Raw genomic sequence first — 16,247 nt, forward strand, 5'->3', positions numbered from 1 at the left:
TTCTACCGGGTTTTAAATAGTTTTAAAGGAGCATTTTGAAGACTCACAATGTATATATCTTTAGAATCTTCAGTTTTCAGTTTTACGATTTTTCGGGCTTCTTCAGGTACATAAAAACCACTTTCTGTAGCATTTGCAGCTGTAAAGGTATTATGTCCTCTATTTATAAGGCATAAACCATTTCCTGCATCGTATTGTCCCGTTAATACTTCAGTATCTATATAATTTCCTACTGCGAGAATATCAGGTTTTTTATCTGCATTTATATCTATAAACTCAAAATCAAAAATAGGAGCCCATTGCGCTTCATCAGGAAGAGCGGTATACTTAAAAGTTCCGTCGCCAAGATTTTCTATATATATAGATTGTAACATATATGTATTTAAAATTTCTTCGGAAGTAAATTTTACACTTCCAAAGAGTTGCTGAAAGGTTGAGCTGCCGTACATTTTATAGGAGCCTGTACGTTTACGTATCATAGGTATCTGACTTATAAGCGTGTTTCTGGGCTGCATAATATATTCTTTGTGCTGCATATAGTGCGTCATAATGGGCTCAATGCTTCCATTAGAATCATAATCTTTAGCATAAATACGCAGCGGTTCTTCTACCGAAGCTTTAAACGGGTTATTAAGTCCCCAATTGCCTACAACAAAATCCAGATCTCCGTCCCCATCAAAATCTCCAGATTTTATGCAGTTCCACCAGCCATTTGTGTTAGCTAAACCATTTGCTGAGGTGTCTGGTATGAGTTTACCATTTTTAGAGTAATAGACCTGTATAGGCATCCATTCGCCAACGAGAACCAGATCTGCAGTGCCATCTGCGTTGAGATCCTGTACAGAAGCACCCGTCACCATTCCCGGATTGAGAAGTGCAGGCGCTTTTAAAGCAGTAACATCTTTAAAGATGCCATTGTTGTTTTCTAAAAGATACGATCGCGGAGCATATGGGTAGTTATTGGGGTTGAGTCTGCCGCCTACAAAGAGGTCGAGATCACCATCTTGATCATAATCAATTTGTACAACCGTATTGGTTGGAAATTCTATCTTAGGTAAGCTATTGGGGGAGTAGGTAAAGTTACCCGTACCATCATTTATAAAAAGCCTGTCTTGATAACGACTGGTGTCAAAGTAATTCTCAGAGCTTCCGTAGGCGATATAAAGATCAAGATCCGTGTCACCATCTGCGTCAAAAAACAAGGCTGCAGAAACTTCAGAAATTGAATCTAAAGCGACCAGGTTTTCCTTTTTTAGTTTAAAATCACCTGTTTTAGATTGTAAATAGAGGTGGTTTCTTTGATTTTTCGATCCGCCTACAAATACATCTTCAATGCCGTCACCGTTGCTATCTCCTGTGACTATGACAGGGCCCGGTTTACTGTGTGCTCTAAAGAGTAACGGCCACTTTTTAAAATCGTTAAACGTAGTTTCTTCAGGTCTAAAGTTTAAACCTTTTACTTCATAAAGCGTTAAATAGGAAGATTTAGGCTTTTGTGTATTTTGATCTGCTAGAAATTTTTTTCCTTTTGTGGGTGTAAGTATCTGGTTTTTCTCAATATTTGTTAAGAGGATGGTGGTATTGTCTGGCCACAAAATGCGTATAGAATCGGCTTGCTGCGACTTGCCTAAACCAAAATATAGCGAAGGTTCAAAAGAGGATAAATAACCCTGATGCGGATACAATTCTGAAAACTGAACACCGTTATGAGCATACAACCACACCTTTACTCCCAGATCTTGCCCATTTGCCTGAAAGTTTAATTTTAAATAATTATGTGCGGTTGTTTCCTTTTTGAACGTGGTGTTTTCAAATAGAAAAGCGGGTTCATCTATGTTATTTGTAATCATATCCAGATCGCCGTCTAAATCAAAATCTGCATAAACAGCACCGTTAGAGTAGGAGGGTAATGCTAAGCCATAGGCTTTAGTTTGATTTGAAAACCTGTTTGACCCTTCATTTTGAAAATAGAAATTCGATTTTTTTACACCTGGCATTTTGGCCAATTCTGCGCGTAATTTTTCAATGTGCTTATCGCGTGATTCAAAACTACTTGCCGAATTATTAAAATCGACAAAATCCATATCTGTAATGTCTTTTTTGTAGCCGTTTGTGATGTAAATGTCTTTATAGCCATTATTGTCAAAATCTGCTATTAAAGGAGACCAACTCCAGTCTGTTGCCGCGATTCCAGAAAAATAGCCCAAATCACTAAAGTTGTTTCCAGTGTTTATTTGCAACACATTACGCACAAATTGGGGCTGATACCCAGACTTTATGGCAGTATTATAGCGATCATAAGGAATTTCTGAAAACATGGTCTTTTTACGTACGTTATCATCTGGGAGCATATCAAGTACTACCAGATCTAACAGGGCATCGTTATTTAAATCTGCAGCATCTATGCCCATACTATTATGGCTTTGATGCTTAAAATACGTTGCTATCTTATTTGTAAATGTTCCGTCCCCATTATTAACATACAAGATATCGTTAGACATAAAATCATTTGCCACATATATATCTGGGAAACCATCCTGATTAATATCAAGCACTTTAAGGCCCAGACTCCATCCTTCAATTTGAATACCGGCTTGTGCAGAAACTTCCTTAAAAACCGGAATGCCGTTTTCATTTAACCCCTGATTTTGAAACAAATGATCTGTGCTGTTACCTGTGCCATCTTTGCGCTGTCCAAACGGATTGTTCTTAGGGTAATTTTCATTTGAGTTTGTTGCCAGATACATATCCAGGTCGCCATCTTTGTCATAATCTAACCAGGCTGCCTGTATGGCGTAGCCCGTAGTTGTTAGATTCATTTCTACCGCAAGGTTTTCAAACTTTACTATTCCGTCTGCATCTGTCTTATTGATGTAGAAGTAATTTTTAGATTCCTTTAAATTAAGATCGTGCGCGGTCGATATGTGTATATCTGGTTTACCGTCATTATTGATATCTACAATTGATACACCTGTACACCATTTATCTGTTATAAAGCCCGAGGTTTCAGTTATATCTTTAAAACGTAGATTCCCCTGGTTGATGTAAATTTTACTACTCACCATATTACCGGTAAAACAGACATCGGGAAGACCATCACCATTAAAATCTGCTACTCCCACACCGCCGCCATTGTACATATATTGATAATCCATAATATTGAACAATTCATTTTCTACAAGGGTATTTTCAAAATCTAAATGTGATAAATGTGCGGGAATCTTTACAAACATGGTTAATTCTGCAGGTTTATCTGTGCAGGAAAATAATAACATCAACGATAAGAAGTAGGTGATTCTAAGCATAAAGAAATTTACAGATTAAATGACAACTTTCTCAGAAAGTCAAAATGCCGTGATCAGATAAAAGATCACAGCATTTTGAAACAAACTCAAATAAATATTTTAATTCTAATCTAATAACCGGGATTTTGATCAGCTTGTGTCAATGCAGGGTTATTATCAATTTCAGATTGAGGTATAGGTAGAACCAACAGTTTTTGCTCAAAATTAGCCAGAGGTTCAACTGTAAATTTTCCTTCTTTTCTCCATCTTAGAATATCTCTGTTTCTAACTTGTTCAGAACTTAATTCTACTCGTTTTTCGTGCATAATTGCTTTCATAATCTGTTGTTCAGAATTTACAGGATATGCTGCGGTAGGATATCCGGGCATATTTACACTGGCACGACTTCTTACTTGATTCATAAGAGTTATTGCACGGGCGGGATCACCCGCTTCAAGCTCACATTCTGCAAGATTAAGTAGTACTTCTGCATAACGAATTACACGCATATTAATACCACCTGTTTTAAAACCACCCGGATTTTCCTTATACATTAACGAGTATTTTCTCCAGCTTATTTCTGTAGTCTCTCCTTCAAAGGTGGTAGTTTCTCCCTGTGCAGGAGGTACGACTTCTGTTCCATTATTAAACAAATCTCCTGTTTTGTAAAAGCTCATTGCAAACCGCGGATCATTCTTAGCGTCACCTTTAGAGACACGCTCAAAATCGTTTAGTAAGGCATTAGAAGGTATTAGGTTTCTCCATCCTATGTGAGAATATTCCTGAGTTCTTACAGCTTGTTCATTTGTACCATTACCAGTTCCACCCCAGTCAAAACCACCTGCATTAGCATAGCCTATTTCTAAAATAGACTCGTCATTAAATTCATTTTCTTCTTGAAAATTCTCGTCGTATTGGTCTATTAACTTATACTCTTTAGAATCTACAATAGCATCAAATGCATCTTTTGCAAGACCATATTGACCGGTATACATATATACACGGCCCAGCATTGCAAGTGCCGCACCTTTAGAAAAGCGACCTTTTATGGCTGTGTTTGATGCGAGTGGTAAAGCTTCGGCGGCTTCACTAAGATCTGTGATTGCCTGATTAAGCACAGCCTCTTGAGTAGCTTTAGGAAAGCCTTCATTAAAGTCTGTAGCTACTTTTGTAGCAAGCGGTACACCGCCCCAAAGAGAACCTAATTCAAAGAACATCCAACCGCGGGCAAATTTAGCTTCACCTATTAAGGTTTTACGGTCTGCATCAGAGATGTCTGGAGTTTCTGCACCACGTTCTATTACCGTATTTGCACGTAGAATTGCAGTGTAAGAACCTTTCCAGACGGCCGTTGCAACCGCATTGTCTGCATTATTTGTACCGTTTAAAAGTGCCGCGCGCGGCAATTCTAATTGACCACCACCAGATTTATTATCATCGCCACGTAAATCATGTAAAAACCAGAATTCGCGGGCGTACATTTGACTTGATTGAATAGTCGCGTAAATAGCATTTGTACCTGCTAATAATTCTGCTGTGTTTTGGTAATATGTGGGTACCGAATAATCATTGGGGTTTTTAAGATTTAAATCTTCTGAATCACAAGCTGTGACTGCCCAAAAACCAACACACAGCGTAACAATTGTCTTAATATTTTTCATAATTTTTTTCTTTTTAAAATCCGAGTTCAAGACCTAATAAAAACGATTGTGGTCTTGGGTATTGACCATAATCTACACCTTGTACGCGTAAATTATTTCCTCTGGCACCTATCTCAGGATCATAACCTGAATATTTTGTAAACGTAGCCAGATTGTTACCTGAAACATAAATAGTTAGTTTACTAACATTGTCATTTAAAGTTCTGCCTAACCATTCTTCAGGAAACTGATATCCTATTTTTAAATTTTGTAATCGTAAGAAAGATGCATCTTCCAGATAACGATCTGAAGTTCTATTATTCGCATTAGGATCACCACTTATCATACGAGGTATGCTTGTATTTGTATTTTCTGGTGTCCACGCATCTAAAACTGCTACATCGTGACCAAACAGACGCACACCACCTTGTCTTGTAACCTGTAACGCATTATAAACATCATTACCTTGATTACCGTACCAGTACATACTCATAAAGAAATTTTTATAGTTTGCATCAAAATTTAAACCGTAGCTAAAATCTGGTATAAAGCTTCCTATTACTTCTCGATCATCTGGAGTTACCTGGCCGTCACCATTTAAATCTTTAAATTTAATATCTCCGGGAGCGGTCTGAGCAACTTGATAAGCACCATTAGGCGATGCTGCGTTTAACTCATCAATCTCTGCCTGAGTTTGAAAAATACGCTCAACACGATAACCGTAGAACGATTGTATAGGATCACCCACAGCTGTTCTTGTAATATCTGTATCACCGAAGTCTGCATTTCTTCCGCCAAAAATAGGGCCCGATCCTAAACCATTTACAGTGTTTCTAAAAATACCAATGTTCGCACTGGCATTCCATTGAAAAGCGGTACCTGGTTTAGAGTAATAAGAGCCCGAGAAGTCAAGTCCCCAGTTTTCCATAGCACCTACGTTTGCAAGTGTATTTCCTTGAAAACCTTGTGAGTCTGCCGTAGGAACTATAAGAATAAGATTGTCTGTGGTTCTCTTATAATATTCTGCAGTAAACTGTACTCGATTTTGGTATAGACCCAGATCAATACCTATGTTAGTCATTTCAGTAATTTCCCATTCTAAAGCGCTATTAGCTAAACTTTGAAAAAACGCACCTTGTACTACCTGGCCGTTAATAACTGCATAGGTGTCTGTGCTTATACCAGCATTACTTTCATAATTGCCAATACCTTCAAACCCCATTTTACCCCAGCTTGCTCTAAGTTTTAATTCTGTGATGTTATCTACATCTTCCATAAAAGATTCCTGTGCTAAATTCCAGCCTGCAGAGATACCCGGAAAGGTTGCCCATTTATTATCATCAGAAAATTTAGAAGAACCATCACGTCTTATTGAAGCACTAAATAAATATTTACCGCCAAAATCATAATTTACCCTTCCTAAAAAGGAGAAAATACTGCTTTCGCTTAATGTAGAACTAGTGGTTTGATTTACTGTACCTTGTAATACATTAATGGTATTGCTATCACGCTCACCATAACCCTCAAGTGTTGTTTGCTGAAAATCTTGTCGTTCTGCAACAGCTAATACGTCTAGATTGTGATCTCCCCAGCTATTTTCGTAATTCAACTGATTAGAAAAGTAATTCCCTGAAAACGTACTGGTAGTTTTTCTTATTTTATTTTCATTATTGCCCGTAAAACCATCAAAATAAATAGGTTGTATGTCGCTATTTGTAGCGCTTGTCCAGTCTAGACCAAATGTAAAACGGTATTTTAAGTTTTTAACTAAACGTAAATCTGCGTATGCCGTACCTAAAATACGTACGTTAGTATCTTCATTTGTATTAAGAAGACTAGAAATAAGCGGGTTTACAGGGTCTGTACCATCTGCACCATCAGGAGATCTAAAGCCTCCTGCTAAAGTAGGATCACGTAAGGGTATATAAGGTACACCTCGTATTGTATTTTGAATGCTGGTACGACCACCAGGTTCGCCCTCATTTTCTCTTCTTCCGTTTGCAAGTGTTAATGATTCTCCAATACTTAACCAGTCTGTAATCTCATGATCAGAATTTATTCTGAAATTATAACGATCAAAACCGGTTCCTACAACAATACCTTCTTGTTTAAAGTAACCAAAAGAACCATAAAAGCGAGATTTATCTGAACCTCCTCTTAGATCAATATGATGTGAAGTAGTCACTGCAGATTGAAAAAGAGCGTCTTGATAATCTGTATCTGTTTGTGCAAACGTTTGAGTTGCACCTGCATATATAGGTGTGTCTAAATTTGCCCAACGTGCAGGTTCTGCCTGTCCTGCATTGCTTAATAATTCACGGCCAAATTGTAAGTATTGCTCTCTGTTAAGTAAGTTTAATGTATTAGGAACATCAGAAAAACCTGTAAAACCTTTATAAGTAAATTCTACTTTTCCGTTTGCTCGACCTTTTTTAGTAGAAACAAGAACAACCCCATTTGCAGCTCTTGAACCATAAATAGCAGCAGCACTTGCATCTTTTAATACCGAAATAGACTCGATATCATTATTATCAAAATCTCCAAGACCACCTACAGGATATCCGTCAACCACATAAAGTGGGGTAGAGGCAAAGGTAATAGAACCTACACCCCTAATCTGTACAATAGGATCTGTACCGGGTCCACCTGAATTGGTAACCTGTATACCGGGAACTCTACCCTGTAGGGCCTCTGCAAAACTTACTACTGGTAATGCGGTAACTTCGTCTGCAGATATTGAGGAGACTGCCCCTGTGACAGATTCTTTACGTTGGGTACCATAACCTACAACAACAACTTCATCTAATTGAGCTGTATCTTCTTTCAATTGAATATTTATAGTACGCTGATTATTTATTGAAATCGTTTGCGTAAAAAAGCCAACAAAACTTATAACCAGTTGTCCGTCTGAAGGAGCATTGGTAATGCTGTAATTTCCGTCAAAGTCTGTTTGTGAACCATTATTTGTTCCTACAACTACAACTGAGGCTCCGGGAAGTGGGGCGCCATTTTCATCAGTGACAACACCGGTGATGGTCGTTGTTTGCGAAAATGCAATTTGCCCGAGCATTGCAATTAGTGCAATTAATGCGAGTTTGAGTTTACTCATAATTAAATCGTTTAATGTTGTTTGTTATTAATACTGGCTTTTTTACAAGCTGCAATAAAACAAATGTATGTGAAGGGTAATATGTGCACTAAAAGAAATGAAGCAAACACTGCGAATCTTGAAGCACGATTAGTTATAATCGTAATAAACACGTGGTTTTCAACGCATATTCTTTAAAACTTATATTAATTTAAAGTTAAATCTAAATGATTTAACCTTATCGATAGAAATACATAATGGAGTTTACTGAAAGTTCAATTTTGAAGTTTTTTTTGTGGAATTGATAATCTTGAAATCAAATTTTTAACTCTTCACCACATATCGATCACTTACTATTTAGATTGAGAAATGAAAATTTTATTTCAAAATAGAAGCGTTTAAAATAAAGAAATCCGTATTTGTTTTATCAAATACGGATTTCTCTATGCGGTTTTGGAGTTTAAAAATTAGGCTACACCTAAAGCTATTTTAAATTAAAAATTGCATTTAAAAGAATCGAGGAGTTAGCATACGATTGTATTCTTTAAATAATTCAAAGCGTAAGAATAATTCATAAGTTCCATCATTGTAAGTCGCATTTCCTAGATCAGTACTTTCGCGATCGTATGCAAAACCTATAAGTAAGCCGTCATTAACCTGAAAGCCAACTAAACCACTTAAGGCAGCACTCCACCTGTAGGAAGCGCCTAATGTTAGTTTGTCATAAAATAAAAAGTTTGCATTCACATCAACTGCTAGCGGTGCTCCCGCTACCATTTTAACTAATGTAGAGGGTTTAAACTTTACATCTCTGTTTAAATCAAATACATAACCGGCTAAACCGTAATAATGAATACGCTCTTCTGCTAAAAATGTTTCTGCTCCTGCCGTACCGCTTCTATCAAAGTGAGAAGTCTGCAAGAGTTGAGGAGCAGATAATCCTCCATAAAACTTAGAATCGTGGTAAAATATACCTACACCCACATTTGGAGAAAGCTTATTATCAATGTTAACTAAAAAAGGATCTCCTGCATTAAAAGGATTGGTTCTGCTAAAATCAACATCCAGTACATTTAATGATCCTTTAATACCAAAGCTAAACTTCCCTTCTGCACCTGTTTCTAACGTGTAGCTAAAATCTGCATTAAAGTAAGTTTCCCGTGCTGGGCCTAAAGCATCATTTACAAGACTAAAACCAAGTCCTACTTTCCCTAAACCTATAGGACTATGTACCGAAAGATTTTGTGTGCGTGGTGCACCATCAAGACCCACCCACTGGCTGCGGTGTAGCATCAAAATGCTAGTTACCCCGCGATTTCCTGCATAAGCAGGGTTAATCACTAGTGGGTTGTACATATACTGTGTGTACTGCGGGTCTTGCTGAGAAAACCCAAATGTACAGCAGAGCAGGGCTGCAATGATTAAATATTTATTCAGTATACTCACATTTCTTTTTTTAAACATACATAGAGCGTGTTTCTCTAAATACTACTTCTAATTGATATATATGTATCCGGCCTTTTTACGCGGTGTTCCGTTTGCCGTCGCATAATCTAATACATAATAATAGGTTCCGGTAGGCAATAACTTTCCGCTATCTATTGTTGTACGTCCATTTGAATATCCAGTAAATGCAGAGCTTCCGGCTTGGCCATAGCTATCTTGGCTAAACACCTCAACACCCCAACGGTTAAATATTCGCAAGGTATTATCTGGGAAACGTTCAATTGCGCCAATAATTAACTCATCATTAATGCCATCACCGTTTGGTGTAATTACATTATATACAAATATGTCTTCAATAGAAAGTACCATTCTGGTAACATCATCTGGATCACCATCACCATCTAAATCTTCGTTAGATGTGTTTGTAGGGTCATCAGATATATCTGTAATAAGGCTGTTATTTTCAGTTGTACCAGTCACCGTAGCTGTGTTATCTACATAGCCTATAGTTACATCACGCGGTGTGATTTGATATACTGCAGAGAACGAAGTGAAATCTGATTCACCCGGCAATAGACTAATTGGTCCGCCTATCACAGTAACTTTACTATCTGTAATTGTAATATTATTTAACACCACATTACCGGTATTGTTAATCTTGAACGTGTAGTTAATGGTATCTCCAAAATCAGGAATTCCATTATTATTTGAATCTACATATTCTGCTATTTTTAATAATTCTATACCGGGATTAGCCGTAATGACAAACGTAGTAGGATCTTCAAAATCACCATCGTTATCAATATCTAGATTGGTAGGATCTGCCGGGTTATCCGAAAAATCATCTATTACAATTCCATTAACATCTGTCCCTGTAGCTAAGGCTATGTTCACAACCTCTCCCGCAAGTAAATCTGCTTGAGTGATAGTATAGGTAGCGCTAAACGTATTAGTATTGCTTTGACCTGGAGCTAGACTAATTGGTCCTCCAACAACTGCAACCATATCATCTAAGATTGAAATGTCATTGATGGCAGTACTACCATTATTTGTTACCGTAAAGCTATAGGTTAATACATCACCTGCACTTATTATTGAATCTCCATTAGTATCAGTATAGCTTACTCGTTTAAGTAGATCTAAATTAGAGTTTGCATTTAATAGAGTAACAGTTGCATCAGCATCACCACCGGTTTCATCGGCAGGGTTTGTACTGTCTGAAATATCAGAAATTAGGTTACCGCTATCATCAGTTGCTGTTGCTGTAGCAGAGTTAACAACCTGCCCACTATCTATATTCTGTTGTGTAATTAGATAATCTACTGAAACCGAACCTTCTTCTCCAGGGTTTAAAGTTGAATTAGAGATCGCTATACCAGTCACTCCAATCTCGGCATCATCAATTGAGATACTGTTAAGAACTGTGTTACCGGTATTGGTAACGGTAAATGTATAAGTGATTAAATCACCCAGGTTTACAATACCATCTGTATTTACATCTACATAAACAGCGCCTTTAGTAAGTTGCATACTTGATTCTAATACAATTATAGTTATAGAAGCAGTTGAGCAATTATTAGGATTCAGATTTTCGCAAACAGTGTATGTAACTCGATAGGTTCCTGCTTTAGAATTTGGTGGAACAATTATAGTACCATTACTGTTTACAGCAACACCAATTAAACTTCCATTATCAGCAATTGTAACATTAACCGCTATTGAATCGATTGGGTTGCCATCTAAAGTATCATTGCTAAGAACATTACCTGCAGCACCTCCTGTAATACCATTAATAGGAGTACTACTGAAATTATCATCTTCTAAAATCAAACTACTTGCTCCAACAACTACAGTAGCCGTTGCTGTCTGGCAGTTATTCGGATTTAAGTTTTCACAGATTGAATAGGTAATAGTATATGTACCCGCCGGTGTATTTGGCGGAACGATCAAGTCACCATTATCATTCAGAGCTACTCCGCTTAATCCACCATTGTCAGATAGGGTTACAGCCACATCTGCAAAGTCAACAGCAGCGTTATCTAAGGTGTCATTTCCTAAGACATTACCAGCAACGCCACCATCAGCTCCGTTAACCGGTGTAGCACTAAAGTCATCGTTAGTGGCAACTAATTCACTTGCAGCAACCACAACGGTTATAGTGGTAGTTGCACAATTATTAGGATTAAGAACCTCACAAATGCTGTAGCTTATGGTGTATGTACCAGCAGGAGTACCTGGTGGAACTATTAAGTTTCCATTTGCGTTAATAGCAGCACCGTTTAGTCCGCCATTGTTTACGATATAAACATCAGCATCTTCAACAGGATCTCCATTCAAGGTATCGTTAGCCGTTACATCACCTACAATTCCACCTGTATTACCATTTACCGGAGTGTTACTGAAATCATCTGCACCTGCAATTATCTCGCTGGCTCCAACAACTACAGTAGCTGTTGCTGTCTGGCAGTTATTCGGATTTAAGTTTTCACAGATTGAATAGGTAATAGTATATGTACCCGCCGGTGTGTTTGGCGGAACGATCAAGTCACCATTATCATTTAGAGCTACTCCGCTTAATCCACCATTGTCAGATAGGGTTACAGCCACATCTGCAAAGTCAACAGCAGCGTTATCTAAGGTGTCATTTCCTAAGACATTACCAGCAACGCCACCATCAGCTCCGTTAACCGGTGTAGCACTAAAGTCATCGTTAGTGGCAACTAATTCACTTGCAGCAACTACAACAGTTATAGTGGTAGTTGCACAATTATTAGGATTAAGAACTTCACAAATGCTGTAGCTTATGGTGTATGTACCAGCAGGAGTACCTGGTGGAACTACTAAGTTTCCATTTGCGTTAATTGCAGCACCGTTTAGTCCGCCATTGTTTACGATGTAAACATCAGCATCTTCAACAGGATCTCCATTCAAGGTATCGTTAGCCGTTACATCACCTACAATTCCACCTGTATTACCATTTACCGGAGTGTTACTGAAATCATCTGCACCTGCAATTATCTCGCTGGCTCCAACAACTACAGTAGCTGTTGCTGTCTGGCAGTTATTCGGATTTAAGTTTTCACAGATTGAATAGGTAATAGTATATGTACCCGCCGGTGTATTTGGCGGAACGATCAAGTCACCATTATCATTTAGAGCTACTCCGCTTAATCCACCATTGTCAGATAGGGTTACAGCCACATCTGCAAAGTCAACAGCAGCGTTATCTAAGGTGTCATTTCCTAAGACATTACCAGCAACGCCACCATCAGCTCCGTTAACCGGTGTAGCACTAAAGTCATCGTTAGTGGCAACTAATTCACTTGCAGCAACTACAACAGTTATAGTGGTAGTTGCACAATTATTAGGATTAAGAACTTCACAAATGCTGTAGCTTATGGTGTATGTACCAGCAGGAGTACCTGGTGGAACTACTAAGTTTCCATTTGCGTTAATTGCAGCACCGTTTAGTCCGCCATTGTTTACGATGTAAACATCAGCATCTTCAACAGGATCTCCATTCAAGGTATCATTAGCCGTTACATCACCTACAATTCCACCTGTATTACCATTTACCGGAGTGTTACTGAAATCGTCTGCACCTGCAATTATCTCGCTGGCTCCAACAACTACGGTAGCCGTTGCTGTCTGGCAGTTATTCGGATTTAAGTTTTCACAGATTGAATAGGTAATAGTATATGTACCCGCCGGTGTGTTTGGCGGAACGATCAAGTCACCATTATCATTTAGAGCTACTCCGCTTAATCCACCATTGTCAGATAGGGTTACAGCCACATCTGCAAAGTCAACAGCAGCGTTATCTAAGGTGTCATTTCCTAAGACATTACCAGCAACGCCACCATCAGCTCCGTTAACCGGTGTAGCACTAAAGTCATCGTTAGTGGCAACTAATTCACTTGCAGCAACCACAACAGTTACAGTTGTAGTTGCACAATTATTAGGATTAAGAACTTCACAAATGCTGTAGCTTATGGTGTATGTACCAGCAGGAGTACCTGGTGGAACTATTAAGGTACCATTTGCGTTAATAGTAGCACCGTTTAGTCCGCCATTGTTTACGATATAAACATCAGCATCTTCAACAGGATCTCCATTCAAGGTATCGTTAGCCGTTACATCACCTACAATTCCACCTGTATTACCATTTACCGGAGTGTTACTGAAATCATCTGCACCTGCAATTATCTCGCTGGCTCCAACAACTACAGTAGCTGTTGCTGTCTGGCAGTTATTCGGATTTAAGTTTTCACAGATTGAATAGGTAATAGTATATGTACCCGCCGGTGTATTTGGCGGAACGATCAAGTCTCCATTATCATTCAGAGCTACTCCGCTTAATCCACCATTGTCAGATAGGGTTACAGCCACATCTGCAAAGTCAACAGCAGCGTTATCTAAGGTGTCATTTCCTAAGACATTACCAGCAACGCCACCATCAGCTCCGTTAACCGGTGTAGCACTAAAGTCATCGTTAGTGGCAACTAGATCTGCTGCTTCAACAGCTATTGTTGCCGTTGTAGTTGAGCAATTGTTCGGATTCAGGTTTTCACAAACTGAATAGGTAATTGTATATGTACCTGCCGGTGTATTGGGTGGTACAATTAAGTTTCCGTTGTCATTAATACGGGCACCACTTAATCCGCCATTATTGGTTAGCGTTACATCAACGTCTGCAGCATCAATTGCAGCACCATTAAATGTATCATTAACAAGAACGTTCCCGGCTATACCGCCATTAGGGCCACTTACCGGAGTTCCAATAAAATTATCAGGTGTAAGTATTAATGTAGACTGTCCCACATTAATTTGAACGTTTACAGGTCCCGAACAATTGTTTGGATTTAAGTTCTCACAGATAGAATAAGTAATTGTATAAACGCCTGCAGGAGTTAATGGAGGAACATTTACAGTACCATCATTATTTATCTCAACACCATTTAATCCGCCACTGTTAATAAGCGTAATATCTATATCATTATCATCTACAGCTGCGCCATTTAAAGTGTCATTATCTGTGATGTCTCCAGCAATTCCGCCGCTTTGACCATCAACAGTATTTGCTGTAAAATCATCTGCTATTGCAACGATAGGAGCTGCATCAACACGAATCGTTACTGTTGCCGTTGTACAGTTATTTGGATTTAAATTTTCACAGATTGTATAGTTTACTGTATAATCACCTGCAGGTGTTTCTGATGGAATCGTAAAACTTCCGTCTGCATTTAATTCAAGACCGTCTAAATCACCTGTGTTTACCAATTGAAGTGTAACATCTGATGCTGCTATAGCATTTCCATCGAGAGAATCGTTGTTTAAAACACTTGGAGTTATTCCTCCTGTAAAACCATTAACAGAGTCTCCGGTGAAATTATCATTCAGCGCAACTATAGCAGGAGCAACAACGGTAATTAAAATCGTAGCACTATCACAATTGTTAGCATTTAGGTTTTCACAAATCTGATAAATAACACTGTAATTTCCGGCCTTTGTATTTGAAGGAATAGTTACAATTCCATTTGCATCAATACTTAAGCCATTTATTCCGCCGTTATCTACAAGACTTAACGTAATTGCAGTAGGATCTACAGCTGTATTATTCAGTAAATCATTATCAAAAATACCATTCAGAGTACCGCCTTGATAACCATTTATTTGAGATGCTGTAAGATCATCATCATTTGCATTAAGTGTACCGGCACCTACACTGAGCGTTGCGGAAGCAGTACTGCAATTTGAAGGATTAAGCACATCACATATTTGATAATCTACACTATAGGTGCCCGCAGGGGTATTTGCAGGAATTATGACCACCCCATTAGGAGAAATTGTAATTCCGCTTACACCACCATCACTAAGAACAGAAATAGTGACCGTAGTAGCATCTGCCTGGTCGCCACTAATGGTATCATTATTCAATATATTACCGGCAGAACCCCCTTCAATACCATTTATTGTTCGTGCTGAAAAATCATCGTTTACAGCTGTAATTGCAGGTTCTGAAATGACAATCGTCACTTCTGCAGTATCACAGTTAGAAGGGTTAAGTGCTTCACATATTTGATAAGATATTGTATACGTTCCGGCCGGAGTTCCCGAAGGAATTACAAGTACACCGTCGCTTAGGATGCTTAAACCTGTGATTCCATCATTATCAATGATTGAAGAACGCACTTTATTGTTATTAAATCCTGTCTCATTTAAGGTGTCATTACCATATACAGAAGTTGTATTACCACCTTCATATCCATTAATCGGAGTTGCGCTAAAGTTATCTGCAACAGCATCAATAGTAGCTGCAGCAATAACAATAGTAATTGGTGCCGAACCACAATTCCCGGGATTTAGGTTTTCACAAATAGTATAAATAATAGTATAAGTTCCTGCTGGTGTTCCTGGAGGAATAATTAAACTTCCGTCGTTGTCAATACTTGCTCCCTGTATACCACCATCATCAGTAATAAATACATCATCATCATCTACAGGTGCTCCGTTAAAGGTGTCATTTGCAGTTACATCGCCGGCAATACCACCTGTTAGGCCATTAATTGGAGTGGCGCTAAAATCATCTGGTTCTGCACCAATTACCGCCGGAGCAACCACAACAGTTACAACAGCTGTTTCGCAGTTCGTTGGATTTAAGTTTTCACAGATGGAATAGGTAATGTCATAGGTTCCTGCAGGAGTAGCTGCGGGCACGATTACTGATCCATCAGCATCAATTGTTACACCGTTAAGTCCTCCGTTATCAGCAACTGAGATGGTAATATC

5 protein-coding genes are annotated in these 16,247 nt (G+C 38.5%); all 5 read right to left on the minus strand.

Annotated elements, in window-relative coordinates; genetic code table 11:
• Positions 1-2 precede the first annotated feature (2 nt).
• The gene (locus ACEN25_RS09800) at positions 3-3,305 is read right to left on the minus strand and encodes a VCBS repeat-containing protein (protein ID WP_441802749.1); all 3,303 of its coding nucleotides are present in this window, start codon (positions 3,303-3,305) and stop codon (positions 3-5) included.
• A gap of 110 nt (positions 3,306-3,415) precedes the next feature.
• On the minus strand, positions 3,416-4,945 hold the full coding sequence (locus tag ACEN25_RS09805) for a RagB/SusD family nutrient uptake outer membrane protein (protein WP_441802750.1): 1,530 nt from the start codon (positions 4,943-4,945) through the stop codon (positions 3,416-3,418).
• 13 nt (positions 4,946-4,958) lie between these two features.
• Positions 4,959-8,033 carry a SusC/RagA family TonB-linked outer membrane protein gene (locus ACEN25_RS09810; RefSeq protein ID WP_441802751.1) on the minus strand — a complete coding sequence of 1,025 codons (3,075 nt, stop codon included), beginning with the start codon at positions 8,031-8,033 and terminating at the stop codon, positions 4,959-4,961.
• 486 nt (positions 8,034-8,519) lie between these two features.
• A complete protein-coding gene (locus ACEN25_RS09815) occupies positions 8,520-9,476 on the minus strand; it encodes a PorP/SprF family type IX secretion system membrane protein (protein ID WP_441802752.1) in 957 nt (318 codons plus the stop codon).
• 30 nt (positions 9,477-9,506) lie between these two features.
• Positions 9,507-16,247, minus strand: a 6,741-nt coding sequence (locus ACEN25_RS09820; protein ID WP_441802753.1) for a DUF7507 domain-containing protein, incomplete at its 5' end; no start/stop codon positions are given.

The organism is Leeuwenhoekiella sp. W20_SRS_FM14, assembly GCF_052119605.1.
In the GTDB taxonomy this organism is placed as follows: Bacteria; Bacteroidota; Bacteroidia; order Flavobacteriales; family Flavobacteriaceae; genus Leeuwenhoekiella.